The sequence below is a fragment of the Falsiroseomonas sp. HW251 genome, from assembly GCF_050563545.1.
Lineage (GTDB): Bacteria > Pseudomonadota > Alphaproteobacteria > Acetobacterales > Acetobacteraceae > Falsiroseomonas.
This window is the reverse complement of the sequence record NZ_JBNXUM010000006.1, coordinates 16,356-35,462: the sequence shown is the minus strand read 5'-3', so window position 1 is coordinate 35,462 and position 19,107 is coordinate 16,356. Positions and strand designations below refer to the sequence as shown.

Below are 19,107 nucleotides of genomic sequence, written 5' to 3'. Positions count from 1 at the left end.
GGGGCCTTCAGGCGCGTGACGCGCCGGCGGCGGCCGTCATGACGGGTTCTGGCCGGGGTCCGCCATACGGCGGGCCAGCGCGGAGCGCCCCGCCCGCTGCGGCTTCGGCCCGCGCAGGTAGACCGCCACGACAAGCACCAGGGACAGCGCCAGGCCGTACCAGGTGATGGCATAACCCAGGTGGTCGTTGGGCAGTTCCGGCGGGCGGCGCGCCGGGTCGGGGAAGGTGCCGTCGCCCGGGCCGAGCGCGACGATGCCGAAGGGCTCGTGGCGCCGCATCCCCATGGAGGCCGCGATCGCCGGGACGTCGAAATTGTAGAAGCGGCGGTTCTGCGGCTCGTCCGTCGCGGAGAACAGGCCCGGCTTCTCGGACGGGCGGACCCAGCCGACGATCTCGACCTGGCCGGGCGGGCGCGCCGGGCGCGCCTGCGGGCCTTCGAGCGGGATCCAGCCGCGCACCACCAGGATGGGCGGGCCGGCCTGGCGGACGAGCGGCGTGACGATGTTGGTGCCGAGCACGCCGTTGCGGGCCTCGACGCCCAGCATCGCCTCCCGGACGTAGTCGAAGCGGCCGCCGACGATGACGCGGGTGAAGGGCTCCGGCGTGCCGAGCAGCGGCTCGGGTTCGCCGGCCATGCTGGCGGCGATGCGGGCGAGGATCGCTTCCTTCCGCTCCAGGCGCTGCAGCTGCCAGGTGCCGAGCCAGCAAAGCAGGGCGAACACCGGCAGCGCGGCCAGCACGGCGAAGATCTGGTGGCGGCGCATGCCGCGCCATGTGGGGGCCGTCGGGCTTCCGAGGCAAGCCCGATCATGGGCGAGGTGGTTCGCAAACGCGAACGATAACGGCCTTCGGGAGGCCGCCTCACTTCCCGCCGCCGCCGCCACCATCCCCGCCGCCACCGCCGTCGGAGCCGCCGGAGTCCGATCCACCGTCGTCGCTGGACCAGCCGCCGTCGCCGCCGCTGGTGCCTTCGTAGCCGCCGCCGGGGCTGGTGCGGCCCGTGGCGACCGCGTGGCCGAGCACGCCGCCGACCGCAGCGCCGACGGCGGCGCCGACCAGGCCGAAGCCGGCCATGCCGATCAGCAGCGCGGCCCCGCCGAAGAAGCCGACATAGACGATCCGGCGCATCGCGTTTCCCCCATCCCGCCGACCCGGACCGTGCCTCAGTCGCCCGGGCGGTGGCGCCACTGTGCCCAGACGAGCGCCGCCTTGGCGAGGCGCATCACCAGCACCGACCCCGGCAGCAGCACGACCGGCCAGAGCAGGAGATGCACCCAGAACGGCGGCTCGAGCCGGAACTCCACGAGGAAGGCGCCGATCACGGTCAGCGCGCCGAGGACGAAGATCGCGGCGACCGCGGGCCCGTCGCCGGCATCCTGGCGCGACAGGTCGAGCCCGCAGGACGGGCAGGCCGGCGCGACGTCGAGCAGGCCGGAGAACAGCGCGCCCTCGCCGCAGCGCGGGCAGCGGCCGAGCAGCGCGGCCTTCCAGAACGGCGCGACCCCGCCGGCTTGCGCCGGCGGGGTCGTGCCCTCGTCCGAGTTCACCTGCGAAGAAACGCCGCAACCTGCGGCCCGCGAAGCGGGCCGAGGCCGCGAACGCGGCCCGCCGGCAGTCCGGCGAGCCAAGCCGCCGGAGGCGGCGCCGGCGCCTGAGGCATCGAACTAGTGCTGGGCGATGACGCCCGCGCCCCACCAGTAGATGAAGCAGAAGAGGAACAGCCAGACCACGTCCACGAAGTGCCAGTACCAGGCAGCGGCCTCGAGGCCGAAATGCTGCTGCGGCGTGAAGCTGCCGCGCGTGGCGCGCACCAGGCAGACCGCGAGGAAGATCGTGCCGACGATGACGTGGAAGCCGTGGAAGCCGGTCGCGAGGAAGAAGGTCGAGGGATAGATGCCGCCCGAGAACTGGAACGGCGCCTCACTGTACTCATAGGCCTGCAGCGAGGTGAAGCTGATGCCGAGCAGCACCGTCAGCGCGAGGCCGGTGATCAGGCCCTTGCGGTTGCCGTGCAGCAGCGAGTGGTGCGCCCAGGTGACTGTGGTGCCCGAGAGCAGCAGGATCATCGTGTTGGTGAAGGGCAGGCCGAAGGGGTCGAAGGTGTGCACCCCGGCTGGCGGCCAGACCGCGTGCTCGGCGCCCGCGACGTGTTCCGGGAACAGCGCGTAGTGGAAATAGGCCCAGAAGAAGGCGACGAAGAACATCACCTCCGACGCGATGAAGAGGATCATGCCGTAGCGCAGGCCGAGGCGGACGACGGCGCTGTGCAGGCCGGGCGTCCGGCTCTCCCGCAGGACGTCGCGCCACCAGAAGAACATGGTGGCGATGACCATCGCGACGCCCGCGCCGACCGGCCACCAGATGCCCTCATGCGCGACCAGGATGATGCCGAAGACGAGCAGGCCGCCGGCGAAGGCGCCCATCAGGGGCCAGGGCGAGGGATCGACCAGGTGATAGGGGTGCTTGTAGGGACTGGCGCCGGTCTCGCCGTGCCCTGAGGTCGCTGGTCCTGCCATCGCTCTTCCTGGCGGACTTGCCCGGCCTGCCGCCGAAGCCCCCCGCCGGGGCCCGCGCGGACGGCCATCGGGAGCTTTCCGCCCCTGCCGCTTCGCGCGGCATCAATCCCCAAAAAGGGCGTTTCGATCAAGCCCGCCGGGGCAAATTAGCCTCCCTGCCTCACTGCTGCTGCTGCGCCATCAGCTGCCGCAGGCGCCGCGCCAGGTCGCGGATGATCGCCATGTCTTCCGTATAGGCCTGCGGGTTGCGCGGCGCCGCCGCGCCATGCAGCAGCACGTTGGTGGCGTCGGGGAAGGCGTCGGCGAGCGGGCTTTGCGGCAGCGCGCGCTCCGGCCCGGGCTCGCGGCGGAAGACCATGACGCAGTCGTTCCAGATGTCGCGCCGGCGCGGCAGCAGCATCGCCTCCAGCAGCAGGACGGGCAGGCCCTGGCGTTCCGACCAGGTCTGCAGGGCGCGGCCGGAATCCGGGTAGAAGCGCCAGCAATCCAGGGGATAGCGGTGCACGGCGCCGTTGGAGGGCGCGTTGACGTAGATATGGCCGCCCGGGCGGGTGATCCGCGCCATCTCGAGGAAGGTCAGCCAGAACAGCGCGTCGTGCTCCATGCAGGAGGAGGAGACGACGAGGTCGGCTGCCCCGTCGGCCAGCGGGAAGCGGTGCGGGTCGTCCAGCACGAGGTCCACGTTCGGCCCGGCCTCGAGGTCGAGGCCGATGTAGCGCGCGGCGGTCGAAGGCGCGGCCTGGCGGAGCGCGCCGACGCCGACGTCGCGGGCGCCGACCTCCACGATGGTGATGCCCGGCGCGGTGCCGTAGCGCTCGAAGAAGATCGTCCCCGCGGCCAGCGCCGTATCGTGCATGCCGTGACCCTGTCGCGCGCGGCGCGGCGCGTCAACGCCGGGGCGTCAGGGCGTCTCGCGGCGGCCGACATGCGGCCCGGCCGAGGCGAGCGCGCCGGCGCGCTCCGCGTCGCCCAGGCTGCGGAAGAAGGTGTAGCTGACGGTGATGGTGCGGATGCCGCGCGTGTTCGGGTCCTGCGCGATCCTCGGATCCACCCAGAACGCCAGCGGCATGTCCACGGACTGCCCGGGCTCCAGCGTCTGCTCGTCGAAGCAGAAGCAGGCGGTCTTGTGGAAGTAGCGGCCGACGACCTCGGGCGTGACGTTGTAGGTCGCAACCCCGGTCGCCGCGCGGTCCGACAGGTTGCGCGCGTGGTAGAAGCCCATCGCCTCCTCGCCCACGCGGAGCTGGACGGAAGGCTGCGCGGGCTCGAAGCGCCAGGGCAGGTTGGGCTGGGTGTTGGCGTTGAAGCGGATGGTCACGACCTGCTCGCCGGCGCCCGGCGCGGGCGCGGCCCCGATCATCGGCGTGCCGTTGTAGCCGGTCGCGCGGCAGAACAGGTCATAGAGCGGCACGGCGGCGAAGGAGACGCCGATCATGCCGGCGGCGACCGCGGCGACGACGAGGCCGGTGCGCCGGTTGCGCCTCGCGATCTCCGCCCGACGGTCGGTCATGCCGGCGCCTTGCGGGCCATGGAGACGAAGAAGAAGAGGAGCGCGAGGGCGACGAGCGTGACGTAGAGCGCGATGTTGCGCGCCCGGCGCCGCTTCTCGAAGGCGGTGCGCTCCTCGGGGGTCATCTCAGGCATCCTGCGGCCCGCGCAGCGGGCCGAGCGCCCGAACGGGCGCCGCCGCCAGTGCGGCGAGCCAAGGCCGCGGATGCGGCCGCCCGGCGATTGAGGGCATGGTCATAATGCCAGCTTGTCGATCGCCAGCGCGGCGAAGAGCGCGAAGAGGTAATAGAGGCTGTACCTGAACGCGGCCCGCGCGGCGGCGTCGTTCACCAGGCTGCGGCCGGCCTCGTCCTGCGCCTCGCGCATGACGCGCACCGCATGCCACAGGAAGCCCGCGCCGAGCAGCGCGGCCGCGGCGGCATAGGCGGGGCCGGAGAAGCCGACCAGCCAGGGCGCCAGCGTCACGGGGATCAGCGCGACCGTGTAGATCAGCACCTGGCGCCGCGTCTCCCTCGCGCCATGGGTGACGGGCAGCATCGGCACCTTGGCGCGCGCGTAGTCGCCATGCGCCCAGAGGCTCAGCGACCAGAAGTGCGGCGGCGTCCACATGAAGACGATCGCGAAGAGGATCAGCGGCACGAGCCCGACCTCGCCCGTCGCCGCGGCCCAGCCGATGATCGGCGGGAAGGCGCCGGCCGCGCCGCCGATGACGATGTTCTGCGGCGTGCGGCGCTTCAGCCACATCGTGTAGACCGCGACGTAGAAGAAGACCGAGAAGGCCAGCCAGGCGGCGGCCAGCCAGTTGGTCGCGAGCCCCATCATCGTCACCGACCCGAAGGCCAGCGTCAGCCCGAAGCCGAGCGCGGCGCCAGGCTCGATCCGGCCCGCGGGGATCGGGCGGCGCGCGGTGCGGCGCATCAGCGCGTCGATGTCGCGGTCGTACCACATGTTGATCGCGCCGCAGGCGCCGGCCGCGACGGCGATGCAGAGGATCGCGGCGAAGCCCAGCACCGGGTGGATCGTGGCCGGCGCGACCAGCAGCCCGACGACCGCGGTGAAGACGACGAGCATCATGACGCGCGGCTTGAGCAGCGCGAACCAGTCGCGGACCTCCGAGAAATCCGCGCCCGCGGAGGGGAGGGTGGAACGGCCGAGGGGGGCTTGCGCCCCCCCCTTCCCGAAGATTGCTGCTCTCATCGGCCCATCACCTGATACGCGGCAGCTCGTCGAAGGTGTGGAAGGGCGGCGGGGACGGGACCTGCCACTCGAGCGTGGTGGCGCCCTCGCCCCAGGGATTGGCCGCGGCCCTCGCGCCCTTCGCGAAGGTGACGTAGAGCACGTAGAAGAAGAAGACGAAGCTCGCGACCGAGATGAGGGAGCCGATCGAGGCCACCATGTTCCAGCCCGCGAAGGCGTCGGGGTAGTCGGGATAGCGGCGCGGCATGCCCTGGTTGCCCAGGAAGTGCATGGGGAAGAAGGTCAGGTTCACGCCGATGAAGGTCATCCAGAAATGGATCCGGCCGAGCTTCTCCGGGTACTGCTTCCCGCTCATCTTGCCGAGCCAGTAGTAGACGCCGGCGTAGATGCCGAACACCGCGCCGAGGCTGAGCACGTAGTGGAAATGCGCCACGACGTAGTAGGTGTTGTGCAGGACCTGCGTGATCGGCGCATTGGCCAGCACCACGCCCGTCACGCCGCCGACGGTGAAGAGGAAGATGAAGCCGATGGCGAAGAGCATCGGCGTGTCGAAGCGGAGCGACCCGCCCCACATCGTCGCGATCCAGGAGAAGATCTTGATGCCGGTCGGCACGGCGATGACCATCGTCGCGGCCATGAAGTAGGCGCGCGTGTCCACGTCGATGCCCGACTGGAACATGTGGTGCGCCCAGACGATGAAGCCGACGAAGCCGATCGCCACCATCGCATAGGCCATGCCGAGATAGCCGAAGACCGGCTTGCGGCTGAAGGTCGAGACGATGTGGCTGACGATCCCGAAGGCCGGCAGGATCATGATGTAGACTTCGGGATGGCCGAAGAACCAGAAGAGGTGCTGGAACAGCACGGGATCGCCACCGCCCTCGGGCTTGAAGAAGGCCGTGCCGAAGTTGCGGTCGGTGATCAGCATGGTGATCGCGCCGGCCAGCACGGGCACCGCCAGCAGAAGCAGGAAGGCCGTGACCAGCATGGACCAGACAAAGAGCGGCATCTTGTGCAGCGTCATGCCCGGCGCACGCATGTTGAAGATCGTCGTGATGAAGTTCGCCGCGCCGAGGATGGAGGACGCGCCCGCGAGGTGCAGGCTGAACAGCGCGAGGTCCATCGCCATGGACGGGTGGTAGGTGTTGGTGGTCAGCGGCGGGTAGATCGTCCAGCCGCCGCCGGGCCCCTCGCCGACGAACAGGCTGGCGGACATCATCAGGACGGACGGCACCAGCAGCCAAAAGCTGATGTTGTTCATCCGCGGGAAGGCCATGTCCGGCGCGCCGATCATGATCGGCACGAACCAGTTGCCGAAGCCGCCGATCAGCGCGGGCATGACCACGAAGAAGACCATGATCAGGCCGTGCGCGGAGACATAGGCGTTCCAGGCCTGGCCGCTGCCGAAATACTGCAGGCCGGGCTGCATCAGCTCGAGCCGCATGATCAGCGAGATGCCGATGCCGATGATCGCCGCGAAGAGGGCAAAGGCGATGTAGAGGGTGCCGATGTCCTTGTGGTTCGTGCTGAACAGCCAGCGCCGCACGAAGCCGGGCTTGTGGTCGTGGTGGTCTTCGTGGGCGTGGGCGTGGGCTGCGGTGTCCATGGGGATCTTTCCGCTGGTGTCCGGGTTGCGGGCGGCGCCTTAGCGGCGCGCCTCGGCGAGAAGGGTGGAGACGGCCTCGGCCACGGCAGGTTCCCGCGCGCCCGCCGGCGCGGCGGCCAGGGCCGAGGGCGGCAGGCCGGGCGGGAGGCCCTGCGCGAAGCGCGTCCTGGCCTGCTCGGCCCAGGCGTTGAACTCCTCGCGCGGGACGGCGCGCACCTCGATCGGCATGAACCAGTGGTTCGTCCCGCAGATCTGGTTGCACTGGCCGTAATAGATCCCCGGCCGGTCGGCGCGGACCCAGGTCTCCAGCGTGCGGCCCGGAATGGTGTAGCGCTGCACGCCGAGCGAGGGGACGAAGAAGCTGTGGATCACGTCCTGGCCGGTGGTCAGGATGCGGATGCTCGCGCCCACCGGGATGACCAGCGGGTTGTCCACGGACAGGCTGCGGATCTGGCCCTGGGCCGGCTGGATGTCGGAATCCGCGACGGGGTAGCTGTCGAAGGTGAAGTTGCCGCTGTCGGGGTAGGCGTAGTGCCAATACCACTGGCGGCCCTGAACGTTGATCGTCATCTCGGGGTCCACCGCGCGGTCCTGGTAGTAGATCAGGCGGAAGGACGGGATGGCGATGATCACCAGGATCAGCACCGGCACGACCGTCCAGGCGATCTCGAGCGTGGTGTTGTGGCTGGTCTTGCTCGGCGCCGGGTTCGCGCTCTCGCGGAACTTCCAGACGACGTAGCAGAGCAGCCCGGCGACGAAGACGGTGATCAGGACGATGATCCAGAACACCAGATCGTTGAAGCTGTGGATGGATTCCTTGATCGGCCCGCCCGCAGGCTGCAGGCCGACGCCCCATGGCTGCGGCGCACCGATCATGCCCGGCGACGCCCCCTGGGCCATCGCCGCGCCGCCAAGCGCAAGCAGACCCAGCAGGACGAGCCCACCGTGTCGCGCCGCCTTCGCCAAGAGCACGCAGAGCGCGCCGAGTGCGTCCTTCATCCTGCCGTCCCGCCGCCGGCGCGGCCAGGGCCGCGCTCGTCCTCACAACCTTGCCTTGCCAGGGCGTCCCCGGGGCCACGGTCTGCCCCACCACTGGCGGCCTATTTCCGCTGGACTGCTATAAGGGTCGCTCCCGCACCGCACAAGGGAGCGGCAGGCAGGATCGGCCAACACGTCACGCCGGTGCAGGGCGCGGCGGGGGCGGTTGGATCAGCGCCTGATCGTGAGGTTCTCGCGATTGAACGGGATCGCCCGCAGGCCGTCGCCCTGCCGGACCACGGCGGTCGCGCGGATGAAGTCGATCGCCACGATCTCGGACAGCGGGGGCTGGCCGGCCTGCACCAGGTTCGCCGCCGACATGTTGTTCAGCAGGATCACCCGCAGCACCTCATAGGGGTGGTTGCCGCCGGTCGCGCGGCTCTCGACCTCGCGCCGGGTCGGGGCGTCGAGGCCCTGGATGACGGCGTTCACCCAGGCGCTGGACGGCGCCGGCAGCGTGCCCTGCTGCGCGAAGGCGGCGGGTGCGGCGAGCGTGGCGGCCGCGAGGACGGCGCCCAGCAGCGCTTTGCGCGTGGTGGTCATGGGCTTCTCTCCTCTCGTCGCGCGGCCGGCCGGACCGCCGGCCGCGCCGTTCCGTAGCGGGGGAGAGAGCCGCGGTTCCGCCAGCCCCGCGCAACGACGAACGGCCGGCACGCCGCTGGGACGGAAGGCCCAGGAGGAGACCGCGAAGCGTCGGCCTTCACCGGCCAGAGTGAGGCGCGGCTTACGCCGGCCCAGGCTCCCGTGCGGCTACGCCGCGACCGGCAGCGCCTGGGCGGACTGGTTGCGGACGCGCACCAGGGTGAAGAGGCCCGCGGGCTGGCACGGCTCCATCGCCTCGACCCGCACCAGGGAGGGATCGAGCAGGTCCGACAGCGCGAAATCCGGATGCCAGCCAAGCAGGCGGGCCAGCGGCGCCATGGACCGCTCCGCCCACCAGCGCAGGCCCGATTCGGCAGCGAAGTGGTTGACGAAGAGCAGGTGGCCGCCCGGGCGCACGACGCGCGACATCTCGGCATAGAGCGCCTTGGCGTCCGGCACGACGGAGGCCGTGAACATTGCCACCGCGATGTCGAAGCTGTCGTCGGCGAAGGCCATGTGCTCGGCGTTCATCTCGACCAGGCCGGTCACATGGGACAGGCGCTCGTCGCGGACGCGGCCGGCCGCCTTCTCCAGCATCTCGCGCGAGAGGTCGATGCCGACGACGCGCTTCTCCGGCCGGTAGCGCGGCAGGGCGAGGCCGGTGCCGACGCCGACCTCCAGCACGCGGGCGCCGGGCAGGCGGTTCACCTCCTCGACGGCGCGGCGCCGGCCATGGGCGGAGACCCCGCCGAAGACCAGGTCGTAGATGCCGGCCCAGCGGCGATAGGCGTCACGCACCCCCTCCGCGTCCAGCACGGCACGGGGGTGGTCGCGGTCGGGGGTATCGGTTCGGATGGCCATCTGGTCCGGGTCCTGGACGGCCGGGGTTAGTCCTCGGCGGGCCGGCGCGCAAGATGCTGATTGCGGCCGGGCAGTGCGACCAGCACCCCGCCCACCCCGATGACGACGGCGCCGGCGAGCGTCCAGCCATCCGGCCAGTCCCCGAAGACCAGCAGCCCCGCGAGGCAGGCCCAGAGGATCTGGCTGTAGCTCATCGGCGCCAGGACCGAGGCCGGGGCGCGGGCGAAGGCCAGCACCATCAGCGTATGTCCCGCCGCGCCCAGCAGCCCCAGCATCAGCATCGCCGGGATGTCGGCCGCCGCCGGCGTCACCCAGACGAAGGGCTGCGCCAGGCCCGTCAGCACGCAGGCCGCGAGCGAGGTGTGCAGGAAGCTCGTCCGCGGGTCGTCCACTGCCGCCACCCGGCGCGTCAGCAGCTGGTAGCCCGAATTCGTCACGGCCGTGACCAGCGGCAGCAGCATCGCCCAGTGCAGCGGCTCGCCGGTCAGGAAGGGCGGGCGGATCGCCAGGACGACGCCGGCCAGGCCTACCGCGACGCCGAGCCAGCGGCGGGGCGAGACGCGCTCGCCGAGCCAGAGCGCCGCCGCGGCGACCGTCAGCGCCGGGGCCGCGAAGATCACCGCCGTCGCGTCGGCCAGCGGCACGTAGATCAGCGCGACCGCCAGCGCCCCGTTGGCCGTGGCCAGCAGCACGCTCCGCGCGGTCTGCAGCAGCGGCGCGCGCGACCGCCACGGCACCGAGCCCGAGATCGCCTTCACCGCCACGACGACGAACAGGGTGTGGGCGACGAAGCGGACGAACATCAGCTGCGGCACGGCATAGCGCTGCACCAGCAGCTTCAGCATCGCGTCCATCGCGACGAAGAAGACAAGGGCGACGAGCTGGATCAGCACGCCCTGGAGGCTGCGGGACATCGGCGCCGAGCATGGCAGCCAGGGCTGGCGCGTCCAGGCCGCCTTTCCTTGACCAGCCCCGCGCGCGGCGCGCAGGCTCGCCGCGGATGGAGGCCCGCCATGTCCCGCCTGCGCGTGCACGCCTTTGCGGTGTCCCTCGACGGCTTCGGCGCCGGCCCCGACCAGGACCTGCAGAACCCGATGGGTCGCGGCGGCATGGCGCTGCATCAATGGGCGTTCCCGACCCGCTTCTTCCACGCCATGCAGGGCAAGGAGGGCGGCACGACGGGGCCGGACGACGACGCCGCCCGGCGCGGCTTCGAGGGCATCGGCGCCTGGATCCTCGGGCGCAACATGTTCGGCCCCGTGCGCGGCGGCTGGGGCGACCTGTCCTGGCGCGGCTGGTGGGGCGAGGAGCCGCCCTATCGCTGCCCCGTCTTCGTCCTGACCCACCATCCGCGCGAGAGCCTGGCGAAGCAGGGCGGAACCGTCTTCCACTTCGTCACGGAAGGGATCCATCGGGCGCTCGACCTCGCGCGCGAGGCTGCCGGCGGGCGCGACGTGCGGCTCGGCGGCGGCGTCTCGACGCTGCGCCAGTACCTGGCGGCCGGGCTGGTGGACGAGATGGAGTTCGCCATCGCGCCGGTGCTGCTCGGCGCGGGCGAGGCGGTCTTCGCCGGGCTAGACCTGCCGGCGCTGGGCTACCGGCGCGCCGCCTGGCAGCCGCAGGGCGCGGCCGCCCATGTCCGGATCGAGCGGGGGTAGGCCCCGCCCGCGCGGCTCAGTCGGCGGCCGGGCAGCTCTGACCGGTGGCGGCGGCGGAGACGACCGTGCCGGAGGGATCGGTGAAGAAGGTCGTCCGGCAATCCGCGCGGGTGTAGACCAGCGCCTGGCGGAGTTGCGGCAGGACCACCTGCTGCTGCGGCGAGCCATAGGCCAGGAAGACCCGCGCGGCCGGCAATCCCACATAGTTCTGCGGGTTCGACGAACACGCCGCCAGCATCAGCGGCAGGGCGATCAGTCCGATACGGCGCATCCCGTCCTCCTCGGCCGCCTGTCTCCCGGGTCTGTTTGCCGGGCGGGCGATCACGTCCGGCAACGATAGGCCGACAGGCGCATCGCCCGCAACCGTGGCGCGAGGCGCCCGGGACCAGCGGCGCGAGGCGCCCGGGACCAGCGGCGCGAAGCGCCCGGGATTCCGCGGTGCGAGGCGCCCGGGATTCAGCGCAGCCGGAGCGCCAGGGAGGCGACCATGGCCGCGAGCATCACCGCCATCACGACCAGCACCGCGACGAAGCCCGGCGGCAGCCGGGTGGCACGCGCCGGCAGCGGGCGGGAGAAGTCGATTGCGGCAAGGTCCGCCGGGGCCCCGCGCCGCTTGGGCCGGCGCGGCGCCGGCGGCGCGGGAAGGCCGCGGTCGAGACCCCTCTGCAGCGACCGGATCGCGAGCTGCCCCAGCGTCCGGTCGGGGTCCTGCATGGCTCAGGCGTGGCCTGCGACGCCGGAGAGCAGGGCGGGGTCCACATGCAGCTTGGCCAGCGCGTCGGCCCAGAGCCGCTCCGGCCGGCCGGCGAAGAGCAGCGTCTCGTCGGCCGGGACGGACAGCCAGGCGTTCTGCTGGATCTCGCTCTCGAGCTGGCCCGGGCCCCATCCGGCATAGCCGAGCGCGAGGAAACCCTGCCGCGGCCCGCCGCCGCCGGCGATCGCCTTCAGGATGTCCACGCTCGCCGTCAGGGCGACGCCGGGCTGGAACTTCAGGCTGCCCTCGGTCTCCCAGTCCGCGGTGTGCAGGACGAAGCCGCGGCCGTTCTCGACCGGGCCGCCCGACATCAGCCGGATGCGCCGCTGCGGCGGCACGGGATCGAGGTTGAGCTGCTTCAGCAGGTCGTCGAAGGAAAGCCCGTCCAGCGGCTTGTTCAGCACGATCCCCATCGCCCCGTCGTCGGAATGGGCGCAGAGGCAGATGACGGAGCGCGCGAAGCGCGGATCCTGCATGGAGGGCATGGCAACGAGGAGTTGGCCGGTAAGCCACCCCTCGCCCTGGGGGGCGGAGGAGCGGCCAGGCTTCCTGAAGGATGATCTGGCCATGGGTGGAAGATGGCGCCGTCGCTGCACGCCGGCAAGAACGGGCGTGACGGCCAGCGGGTTGCCGGCGCCGGTGCAGGCGCGAGGTCCGGCCGGGCCCCGTTCCCAGCGCCGGGCATCAGGGTTAATGACGGGCTGCGCGGCGCCGATTGTCCCTTCGCGGCTTCCGGCGCGGCAACGCATCCAGGAACGACAGGAACAGCGCGATGACGATCAAGGCCGGGGACAGCATCCCCTCCGTCAAGGTCATGCAGGCCACCGCCGAGGGGCCGAAGGAAGTGGACACGGCCGAGCTCTTCAAGGGCAGGACGGTCGTGCTGTTCGGCGTGCCCGGCGCCTTCACGCCGACCTGCTCGGCCAAGCACCTCCCGGGCTTCGTGACCCAGGCCGCCGCGCTGAAGGCGAAGGGCGTGGACACCATCGCCTGCATGTCGGTGAACGACGCCTTCGTGATGGGCGCCTGGGCGAAGGACCAGGGGATCACCGATGAGATCGTGATGCTGGCCGACGGCTCGGCGAACGTGACCAGGGCGCTGGGGCTGGAGATGGACCTGACGGCGCGGGGCCTCGGCGTGCGCAGCCAGCGGTTCGCGCTCGTCGCGAAGGACGGCAAGGTCGCCCATGTCGCCGTCGAGCAGCCCGGCCAGTTCGAGGTCAGCAAGGCCGAGGCCGTTCTCGCCGCGCTTTGATGCCGCCGATCGGCGCCGGCGCGCCATCTGGCGTGTCCGGCACCCGAATTCCCGGCCGAGGAGGCCCCGCATGACACCACCCGCCTACGCGTTGATGGCCTGGCAGGCCAGCTGGGTCTTCACGCTGCGCAGCATGCAGCTCTGGACCGACCCGATGGCCGCGACGTCGGAGCTGACGCGCATGGCGATGGAGAAGCACCGCGCCTTCAGCGCCGGCGCGATGGCCGCGGGCAAGGCGGCGTTGATAGGGACGCGGCCCGACCTGGTCGCGGCCGCGGCGGTGGCCCCGGCGCGGCGCCGCGTTGCCGCGAACCTGCGGGAGCTGACGGGCCGGCGCTGATCGCGCGGGGTCGGCGGATCCCCTCGCCCCTCGTTCTGCGCGACGCGCCGCCCGGGCCCGGTGCCGCGGGCGTGGCCGTCGGCTTGCCGCGTCGCGCGCCCGGGCGGATACCCGCGGACGGGATCGCGGAGGGACGCGGCAAATGATCGCGGAAAAGCCAGGGGACGTGACGGCGGCGGCACTGGCCGTGATGGCGCGCACCGCCGATCCGCGCCTGCGCGAGATCCTGACCGTCCTGGTCCGCCACCTCCACGCCTTCGTGGCCGAGGCGAGGCTGACGGAGGAGGAGTTCCGCGCCGCCGCGGCGATCGTCAACGAGATCGGGCAGCGCAGCAGCGCGACCCACAACGAGGCCGTGCTGATGGCGGGCTCGCTCGGCGTCTCGGCGCTGGTCTGCCTGCTGAACAACGGCGATGGCGGGCGGGTGCCGAGCTCGCAGAACCTGCTCGGGCCGTTCTGGCGCATGGGATCGCCGCCGGTCGAGAATGGCGGGTCGCTGCTGCGGTCGGCCACACCCGGCCCGGCGCTGTTCGCGACCATCGCGGTGCGCGATCCCGCGGGGCGCCCGGTCGAGGGCGCGGAGGTGGACATCTGGCACGCCTCGCCCGTCGGCTTCTACGAGAACCAGGATCCCGCCCAGGCCGATATGAACCTGCGCGGCAAGTTCACCACGGATGCCGAGGGCCTCATCGCCTTCCGCAGCGTCCGCCCGGCCGGCTACCCCATCCCGACCGACGGCGTGGTGGGCCGGTTGCTCGCGGCGCAGGGGCGGCATCCCTACCGGCCCGCGCACATGCATGCGCTGGTGTTCAAGGAAGGGTTCAGGACGCTGACCGCGCAGATCTACGACGCGGAGGACCCGCATCTCGAGACCGACGTGCAGTTCGGCGTGACGCGCCCGCTCGTCGCGCGCTTCGAACGGCACGATGAGCCTCATCCCACGGCGCCGGATGCCGGCACGCCGTGGTTCTCGCTGGACCATGTCCTGACGATCGAGCCCGGCGAGGCGAAGCTGCCGAAGCCGCCGATCCGGTAGAAGCGTGACGCGATAGCCCTCTCCCCCCGCAGAGGGGAGAGGGCTTTTCGCCCTACAGCAGCTCCAGCTGCCGAGGCGCCGCCTGGGGCGCGCGGAACTGCGTGCAGTCCAGCGTCCCCTCGCCCATGCGTCCGCGCCCTTCCATGCCGAAGCGGCGCAGCGCCAGCTTGAACCGCTGGGCCAGCAGCTCGGCATAGGGCCCCGTCCCGGTCTGGCGGATGCCGAAGCGGCTGTCGTAGATCCGCCCGCCGCGCGTCTCCCGCACCAGGGCCAGCACGCGCGCGGCACGGTCGGGGTGGTGCTGCTGCAGCCAGGCCTCGAACATGCCGTGGATCTCGAGAGGCAGGCGCAGGATGACATAGCCCGCGCGCGTGGCACCCGCCCGCGCCGACATCTCCAGGATGCGCTCGAGCTCCATGTCGTTCAGGCCGGGGATCATCGGCGCGGCCAGCACGCCGACGGGGATCCCCGCCTTGGCGAGCACGGCGAGCGCCTCCAGCCGCTTGAGCGGGGAGGCCGCGCGCGGCTCCATCACGCGGGCCAGCTTCAGGTCCAGCGTCGTGACGGACAGGCAGACATGAACGAGGTTGCGCGCCGCCAACCGCTGCAGGATGTCGAGGTCGCGCAGCACCAGCGCGGACTTCGTCACGATCGTCACCGGATGGCCGAAGCGCTCCAGCACCTCCAGCACCGCCCGCGTGATGCCGAGGGTGCGCTCCACCGGCTGGTAGGGATCGGTGTTGGCGCCGAGCGCGACCGGCTTCGCCTGGTAGCCCGGCTTCGACAGCTCCTTCTCCAGCAGGGCCGGGAGGTCGGGCTTGAACATCAGCCGCGTCTCGAAATCGAGGCCGGGCGACATGCCGACATGCGCGTGGGAGGGCCGCGCGTAGCAATAGACGCAGCCATGCTCGCAGCCGCGATAGGGATTGATGGAGCGGTCGAAGCCGATGTCCGGGCTCTCGTTCCAGGCAAGGGCGGATTTCGCCTTCTCGCGGATCAGCTCGGTCGGCAGGGGTGGGAGGTCGGCGAATTCCGCGGCCAGCGTTCCCCAGCCGTCGTCATGCAGCTCGGTGCGGCTGGATTCGTAGCGCACCGGCGGGTTGGTCACCGCGCCGCGGCCCTTGCGGGCCAGGGAGGGCATGGCCGTGCTACCATCCGGCATATGGGACCCCTGTTTCCCGATTTGTTCCTGCCCGAAATTGCCAATGGCCGACTGGTGGGTCAAGAACAAAATGAGAATTGAACCGGAAGCCCTCAGCACCGTGATCCCGGCGCTGAACGCGGCCGCGATCCTGCCTGCCACCATCGCCGCGCTCGGCGGCGCGGCGGCGGAGGTCGTGGTCGCCGATGCCGGCAGCACCGACGGAACGCCGGAGGTCGCGCGCGGCCTTGGCGCAACCGTGATCGAGGCGGCGCGGGGCCGGGGGACGCAGCTCGCGGCCGGGGTGGCGGCGGCGCGCGGGCCCTGGCTGCTCCTGCTGCACGCCGATACGTGCCTCGCGCCGGGCTGGGCGGCGGAGGCGCGGGACGCGATGCGCGATCCCGACCGCGCCTGGTTCTTCCGCTTCGCGCTCGACGACGCCAGCCCGGCCGCAAGGCGGCTGGAACGCGCGGTCGCCTGGCGCTGCCGCGTTCTCGGCCTGCCCTATGGCGACCAGGGGCTGCTGGTGCATCGCGACCTGCTGGAGGCCGCGGGCGGCATCCGGCCGTTGCCGCTGATGGAGGATGTGGACCTGGTGCGGCGGATCGGTCGCGCGCGGCTCGGCGCGCTCGACGTCGCGGCGGTGACCTCCGCGGCGCGGTGGCGGCGGGACGGCTATCTCAGGCGCTCCGCGCGGAACCTGGCCTGCCTGTCGCTGTGGTTCCTCGGCGTTCCGCCGGCGCGGATCGCGAGGCTCTACGGATGAGGGGCGACACCGTCATCGTCTTCGCCCGCGCGCCGCGGCTCGGCGTGAAGAAGCGGCTGGCGCGGGGGATCGGCGCGATGGCGGCGCTGCGCTTCTACCGCGCGCAGCTCGCCGCGACGGTCAGGCAGGCGCGGGATGCGCGATGGCGCCTGGTGCTGGCGGTGACGCCGGACCAGGCGCGGGCGCGCTGGCCGCGCGGCGTGTCGCGGCTCGGGCAGGGCCGCGGCGACCTCGGGCAGCGCATGGCGCGCGCCCTGGCCGGGCGACGGCGGGCGGTGCTGGTGGGATCCGACATCCCGGGGCTGTCGCGCGACGACCTGGCCCGGGCCTTCCGCGCGCTCGGCCGCGCCGACGCGGTCTTCGGCCCGGCGGAGGATGGGGGCTACTGGCTGGTGGGCTACGGGCCGCGCCGCCCGGCGACGCCCTTCGCCGATGTGCGCTGGTCGAGCCGGCATGCGCTGTCGGACACGCTGGCGAATTTCGCGGGACGGCGCGTCGCGCTGCTGCGCCGCCTGCGCGACGTGGACACCGCGGCCGATCTGCCGGCGTCGAGGAGGATGCGATGAGCAATCCCGACTGGTCCGCCACCTCCGACGACTATGCAAGGCATCGCCAGGGCTTCCCGCCGCGCTTCTTCGACATGATCGCGGCCGAGGGGCTCTTCGCGCCCGGGATGCGCGTGCTCGACATCGGCACCGGCACCGGCGCCGTCGCCCGCGCGCTCGCTGCGCGGGGCGCGGAGGTCACCGGCATCGACGCCGCGCCCGGCCAGGTCGAGGCGGCGCGGCGCCTGGCGGAGGAACAGGGCCTCGCGATCCGCTTCGACAACGCGCTGGCCGAGCGCAACGGCCAGCCCGACGGCGCCTTCGACCTCGTCGTCGCTGCGCAGTGCTGGCACTGGTTCGACCGGCGCCTGGCGCCCGCGGAGGCGAAGCGCGTGCTGAAGCAAGGTGGCGCGCTGCTGATCTGCCACCATGACTGGATGCCGGATCCGGGTTCCGTCGCGCATGCCAGCGAGTTCCTGATCGAGGCGCACAACCCGCGCTGGCGCATGGGCCGCGGCAGCGGGATGTATCCCGCCTGGTCGGACGACATGCGGCTCGCGGGCCTCCGCGGCATCGCCTTCGCGGGCTTCGACCACGAGACGATCTACAGCCACGAGGATTGGCGCGGCCGCGTCCGCGCCTCCAACGGCGTCGGCGCCGCCATGGCGCCCGATGCCGTCGCGCGCTTCGACGCGGAGCACGCGGCGCTGCTCAAGGCGCGCTTTCCGGACGACCCGCTGCGCGTCCCGCACCGCGTCTTCGCGATCTGGGGACGGCGTCCTTAACGCGGCTTCAAGCCCTGCCGCCGCAGGCTGCAGGCGGAGACGTTCCATGCCCGAAGCCGAACAGGCGCGCGAGTTGCGCGCGCAAATCGCGAAGCACCTGGCCGAGCTGCACCGGCTGAACCTGGCGCTCGCGGCCGACAGCCGCGCGCTGAAGACGCTGACGCTCGACGGCAAGGGCCAGGCCGAGATCGAGATCGCGGCCGAGATGCTGGAGCAGTACATGGCCGCGACCGGCGCCTTCCTCGAGAACATGCGCGGCCGCTACGAGGCGCGGCTGCCCCTGCTGCGGCGCGCGGAGCCGCACGGCGCGGAGCTCGCGCCGGGCCAGGGCGCGAGCGGGCATGGCATGTTCTGGTACGCGTTCTCGCGGCTCTGCGTTGTGCTGAAGCGGGTGGAGGGGCGGGTGGGTTAGCGTGCGCTGACCCCGACCCGGCCGCTGAGCGGCTACCCTCTCCCGCTTGCCGGGGAGGGTCGGGGTGGGGGTCAAGCCACCGGCACGCCCTTGGACGTGCTGTACTCGAAATGCAGCGCCTCGCCCGGGAAGACGCGGGGATGGATCGCATGCGCGGCCATCGCGGCCTCGCTGAAGCCCTGCAGGATCAGCTTGAGCTTGCCGGGATAGGTCGCGATGTCGCCGATGGCGTGCACGCCCGGGATGCTGGTGACGCAGGTCGAGGGCTCGACCCGGATATGGTGCATGTCGATCCCGAGGCCCCAGTCTGCGATCGGCCCGAGCTCCATGGACAGGCCGAAGAAGGCCAGCAGGTGGTCGGCCTCGACCGCCCTCACCTCGCCCTTCAGGGTCGCGAGCTCGACGGCGGAGAGCTTCCCGCCCTCGCCCTTCAGCGCGTGGAGCTGGTAGGGGATGGCGAGCTCCACCTCGCCGCGCGCGGCGGCCTGCTTCAGCTGCTCCGCGCTCTCCGGCGCGCAGCGGAACTTGTCGCGGCGGTGGACGACGACGACCTTGGCCGCCACGTCCTTCAGCGACAGCGCCCAGTCCACCGCGCTGTCGCCGCCCCCGGCGATGACCACGCGCCTGCCGCGGAACTCGTCGCGCCGGGCCACCATGTAGCGGACTGCGCCCGTCGCCTCGAAGGCCGGCAGGTGATCGAGCGGCGGGCGGTTCGGGCCGAAGGCGCCGGCGCCGGCGGCGATGATCACGGCCTTGCAGGCGATGACGTCGCCCGCGCTGGTGCCGAGCTCGAAGCCGTCCTCGACCTGCTTCAGCGATTCCACGCGGCGGCCGAGCAGCATGGTCGGCGCGAAGGGCGCGGCCTGCTTCTCCAGCAGCGCGACCAGGTCGGCGGCCGCGATCTGCGGATGGGCCGGGATGTCGAAGATCGGCTTCTCGGGGTAGAGGGCGCTGCACTGGCCGCCGGCGGCTTCCAGCGCGTCCACCACCACGGTCTTCATGCGCAGCATGCCGCATTCGAAGACGGCGAAGAGCCCGACCGGGCCCGCGCCGATGATCGCCACGTCAGTCCTGACATTCGGCATCGCCGCCAGATCCTTGAGAA

26 protein-coding genes are annotated in these 19,107 nt (G+C 72.0%); 8 read left to right on the top strand and 18 right to left on the bottom strand.

Annotated features, from left to right (window positions below):
- Window positions 1-36 precede the first annotated feature (36 nt).
- The 13 genes from ACLF3M_RS08660 to ACLF3M_RS08600 form a co-directional block, all read right to left on the bottom strand.
- On the bottom strand, window positions 37-765 hold the full coding sequence (locus tag ACLF3M_RS08660) for an SURF1 family protein (protein WP_430656501.1): 729 nt from the start codon (window positions 763-765) through the stop codon (window positions 37-39).
- A 97-nt stretch (window positions 766-862) separates the two neighbouring features.
- On the bottom strand, window positions 863-1,129 hold the full coding sequence (locus ACLF3M_RS08655) for a hypothetical protein (protein ID WP_430656500.1): 267 nt from the start codon (window positions 1,127-1,129) through the stop codon (window positions 863-865).
- A 35-nt stretch (window positions 1,130-1,164) separates the two neighbouring features.
- Window positions 1,165-1,548 (bottom strand): DUF983 domain-containing protein, encoded by a 384-nt coding sequence (locus ACLF3M_RS08650; RefSeq protein WP_430656499.1) that lies wholly within the window; start codon window positions 1,546-1,548, stop codon window positions 1,165-1,167.
- A gap of 117 nt (window positions 1,549-1,665) precedes the next feature.
- Window positions 1,666-2,517: a cytochrome c oxidase subunit 3 gene (locus tag ACLF3M_RS08645; protein WP_430656498.1), complete on the bottom strand. Its 852-nt coding sequence runs from the start codon at window positions 2,515-2,517 to the stop codon at window positions 1,666-1,668.
- A 160-nt stretch (window positions 2,518-2,677) separates the two neighbouring features.
- Window positions 2,678-3,373: a class I SAM-dependent methyltransferase gene (locus ACLF3M_RS08640; RefSeq protein ID WP_430656497.1), complete on the bottom strand. Its 696-nt coding sequence runs from the start codon at window positions 3,371-3,373 to the stop codon at window positions 2,678-2,680.
- Window positions 3,374-3,418: 45 nt separating this feature from the next.
- Window positions 3,419-4,027: a cytochrome c oxidase assembly protein gene (locus ACLF3M_RS08635; RefSeq protein WP_430656496.1), complete on the bottom strand. Its 609-nt coding sequence runs from the start codon at window positions 4,025-4,027 to the stop codon at window positions 3,419-3,421.
- The gene (locus ACLF3M_RS08630; RefSeq protein WP_430656495.1) at window positions 4,024-4,152 is read right to left on the bottom strand and encodes a hypothetical protein; all 129 of its coding nucleotides are present in this window, start codon (window positions 4,150-4,152) and stop codon (window positions 4,024-4,026) included. The genes ACLF3M_RS08635 and ACLF3M_RS08630 overlap by 4 nt, the downstream gene beginning before the upstream one ends.
- Window positions 4,153-4,260: 108 nt before the next feature.
- Window positions 4,261-5,223, bottom strand: a complete 963-nt coding sequence (locus ACLF3M_RS08625) for a heme o synthase (RefSeq protein ID WP_430656494.1) — start codon at window positions 5,221-5,223, stop codon at window positions 4,261-4,263.
- A 7-nt stretch (window positions 5,224-5,230) separates the two neighbouring features.
- Entirely contained in the window at window positions 5,231-6,829 is a 1,599-nt protein-coding gene (ctaD, locus tag ACLF3M_RS08620; protein ID WP_430656493.1) for a cytochrome c oxidase subunit I, read from the bottom strand.
- Window positions 6,830-6,868: 39 nt separating this feature from the next.
- A complete protein-coding gene (coxB, locus tag ACLF3M_RS08615; protein WP_430656492.1) occupies window positions 6,869-7,828 on the bottom strand; it encodes a cytochrome c oxidase subunit II in 960 nt (319 codons plus the stop codon).
- 210 nt (window positions 7,829-8,038) lie between these two features.
- The gene (locus ACLF3M_RS08610; RefSeq protein ID WP_430656491.1) at window positions 8,039-8,410 is read right to left on the bottom strand and encodes a hypothetical protein; all 372 of its coding nucleotides are present in this window, start codon (window positions 8,408-8,410) and stop codon (window positions 8,039-8,041) included.
- Between the two features lie 207 nt (window positions 8,411-8,617).
- Window positions 8,618-9,310, bottom strand: a complete 693-nt coding sequence (locus ACLF3M_RS08605) for a class I SAM-dependent methyltransferase (RefSeq protein ID WP_430656490.1) — start codon at window positions 9,308-9,310, stop codon at window positions 8,618-8,620.
- A gap of 26 nt (window positions 9,311-9,336) precedes the next feature.
- Entirely contained in the window at window positions 9,337-10,224 is an 888-nt protein-coding gene (locus tag ACLF3M_RS08600; protein WP_430656489.1) for a DMT family transporter, read from the bottom strand.
- Window positions 10,225-10,323: 99 nt separating this feature from the next.
- Here ACLF3M_RS08600 and ACLF3M_RS08595 point away from each other — a divergent pair, with 99 nt between their 5' ends.
- Window positions 10,324-10,968, top strand: coding sequence for a dihydrofolate reductase family protein (locus tag ACLF3M_RS08595; protein ID WP_430656488.1), 645 nt, complete (start codon window positions 10,324-10,326; stop codon window positions 10,966-10,968).
- A gap of 16 nt (window positions 10,969-10,984) precedes the next feature.
- On the opposite strand, the gene ACLF3M_RS08590 is transcribed toward ACLF3M_RS08595, so the two are convergent.
- The 3 genes from ACLF3M_RS08590 to ACLF3M_RS08580 all read right to left on the bottom strand — a co-directional run bounded on the left by ACLF3M_RS08590 (window position 10,985) and on the right by ACLF3M_RS08580 (window position 12,291).
- Window positions 10,985-11,239, bottom strand: coding sequence for a hypothetical protein (locus ACLF3M_RS08590; protein WP_430656487.1), 255 nt, complete (start codon window positions 11,237-11,239; stop codon window positions 10,985-10,987).
- A 185-nt stretch (window positions 11,240-11,424) separates the two neighbouring features.
- Complete coding sequence (locus ACLF3M_RS08585) at window positions 11,425-11,682, bottom strand: hypothetical protein (protein ID WP_430656485.1); 258 nt, start codon at window positions 11,680-11,682, stop codon at window positions 11,425-11,427.
- A 3-nt stretch (window positions 11,683-11,685) separates the two neighbouring features.
- Window positions 11,686-12,291, bottom strand: coding sequence for a YqgE/AlgH family protein (locus tag ACLF3M_RS08580; RefSeq protein ID WP_430656484.1), 606 nt, complete (start codon window positions 12,289-12,291; stop codon window positions 11,686-11,688).
- 203 nt (window positions 12,292-12,494) lie between these two features.
- On the opposite strand from ACLF3M_RS08580, the gene ACLF3M_RS08575 reads away from it, so the two are divergent.
- The 3 genes from ACLF3M_RS08575 to ACLF3M_RS08565 all read left to right on the top strand — a co-directional run bounded on the left by ACLF3M_RS08575 (window position 12,495) and on the right by ACLF3M_RS08565 (window position 14,353).
- Window positions 12,495-12,977 carry a peroxiredoxin gene (locus ACLF3M_RS08575; protein ID WP_430656483.1) on the top strand — a complete coding sequence of 161 codons (483 nt, stop codon included), beginning with the start codon at window positions 12,495-12,497 and terminating at the stop codon, window positions 12,975-12,977.
- A 70-nt stretch (window positions 12,978-13,047) separates the two neighbouring features.
- Complete coding sequence (locus ACLF3M_RS08570; RefSeq protein WP_430656482.1) at window positions 13,048-13,317, top strand: hypothetical protein; 270 nt, start codon at window positions 13,048-13,050, stop codon at window positions 13,315-13,317.
- A gap of 142 nt (window positions 13,318-13,459) precedes the next feature.
- Window positions 13,460-14,353 (top strand): dioxygenase, encoded by an 894-nt coding sequence (locus ACLF3M_RS08565; protein ID WP_430656481.1) that lies wholly within the window; start codon window positions 13,460-13,462, stop codon window positions 14,351-14,353.
- 52 nt (window positions 14,354-14,405) lie between these two features.
- Here ACLF3M_RS08565 and ACLF3M_RS08560 read toward each other — a convergent pair whose 3' ends face one another.
- Window positions 14,406-15,494 carry a PA0069 family radical SAM protein gene (locus ACLF3M_RS08560; RefSeq protein ID WP_430656480.1) on the bottom strand — a complete coding sequence of 363 codons (1,089 nt, stop codon included), beginning with the start codon at window positions 15,492-15,494 and terminating at the stop codon, window positions 14,406-14,408.
- A 91-nt stretch (window positions 15,495-15,585) separates the two neighbouring features.
- Here ACLF3M_RS08560 and ACLF3M_RS08555 point away from each other — a divergent pair, with 91 nt between their 5' ends.
- The 4 genes from ACLF3M_RS08555 to ACLF3M_RS08540 are packed head-to-tail and all read left to right on the top strand — an operon-like array spanning window position 15,586 to window position 18,002.
- Complete coding sequence (locus tag ACLF3M_RS08555) at window positions 15,586-16,260, top strand: TIGR04283 family arsenosugar biosynthesis glycosyltransferase (RefSeq protein WP_430656479.1); 675 nt, start codon at window positions 15,586-15,588, stop codon at window positions 16,258-16,260.
- Window positions 16,257-16,826, top strand: a complete 570-nt coding sequence (locus tag ACLF3M_RS08550) for a TIGR04282 family arsenosugar biosynthesis glycosyltransferase (RefSeq protein WP_430656478.1) — start codon at window positions 16,257-16,259, stop codon at window positions 16,824-16,826. Before ACLF3M_RS08555 ends, ACLF3M_RS08550 begins: the two co-directional genes overlap by 4 nt.
- Window positions 16,823-17,590, top strand: a complete 768-nt coding sequence (locus ACLF3M_RS08545) for a class I SAM-dependent methyltransferase (protein ID WP_430656477.1) — start codon at window positions 16,823-16,825, stop codon at window positions 17,588-17,590. The genes ACLF3M_RS08550 and ACLF3M_RS08545 overlap by 4 nt, the downstream gene beginning before the upstream one ends.
- 46 nt (window positions 17,591-17,636) lie before the next feature.
- Window positions 17,637-18,002 (top strand): hypothetical protein, encoded by a 366-nt coding sequence (locus ACLF3M_RS08540; protein ID WP_430656476.1) that lies wholly within the window; start codon window positions 17,637-17,639, stop codon window positions 18,000-18,002.
- A 71-nt stretch (window positions 18,003-18,073) separates the two neighbouring features.
- Here the strand turns inward: ACLF3M_RS08540 and ACLF3M_RS08535 are convergent, their stop codons facing one another.
- Complete coding sequence (locus ACLF3M_RS08535; RefSeq protein ID WP_430656475.1) at window positions 18,074-19,087, bottom strand: NAD(P)/FAD-dependent oxidoreductase; 1,014 nt, start codon at window positions 19,085-19,087, stop codon at window positions 18,074-18,076.
- Between the last annotated feature and the right edge of the window lie 20 nt (window positions 19,088-19,107).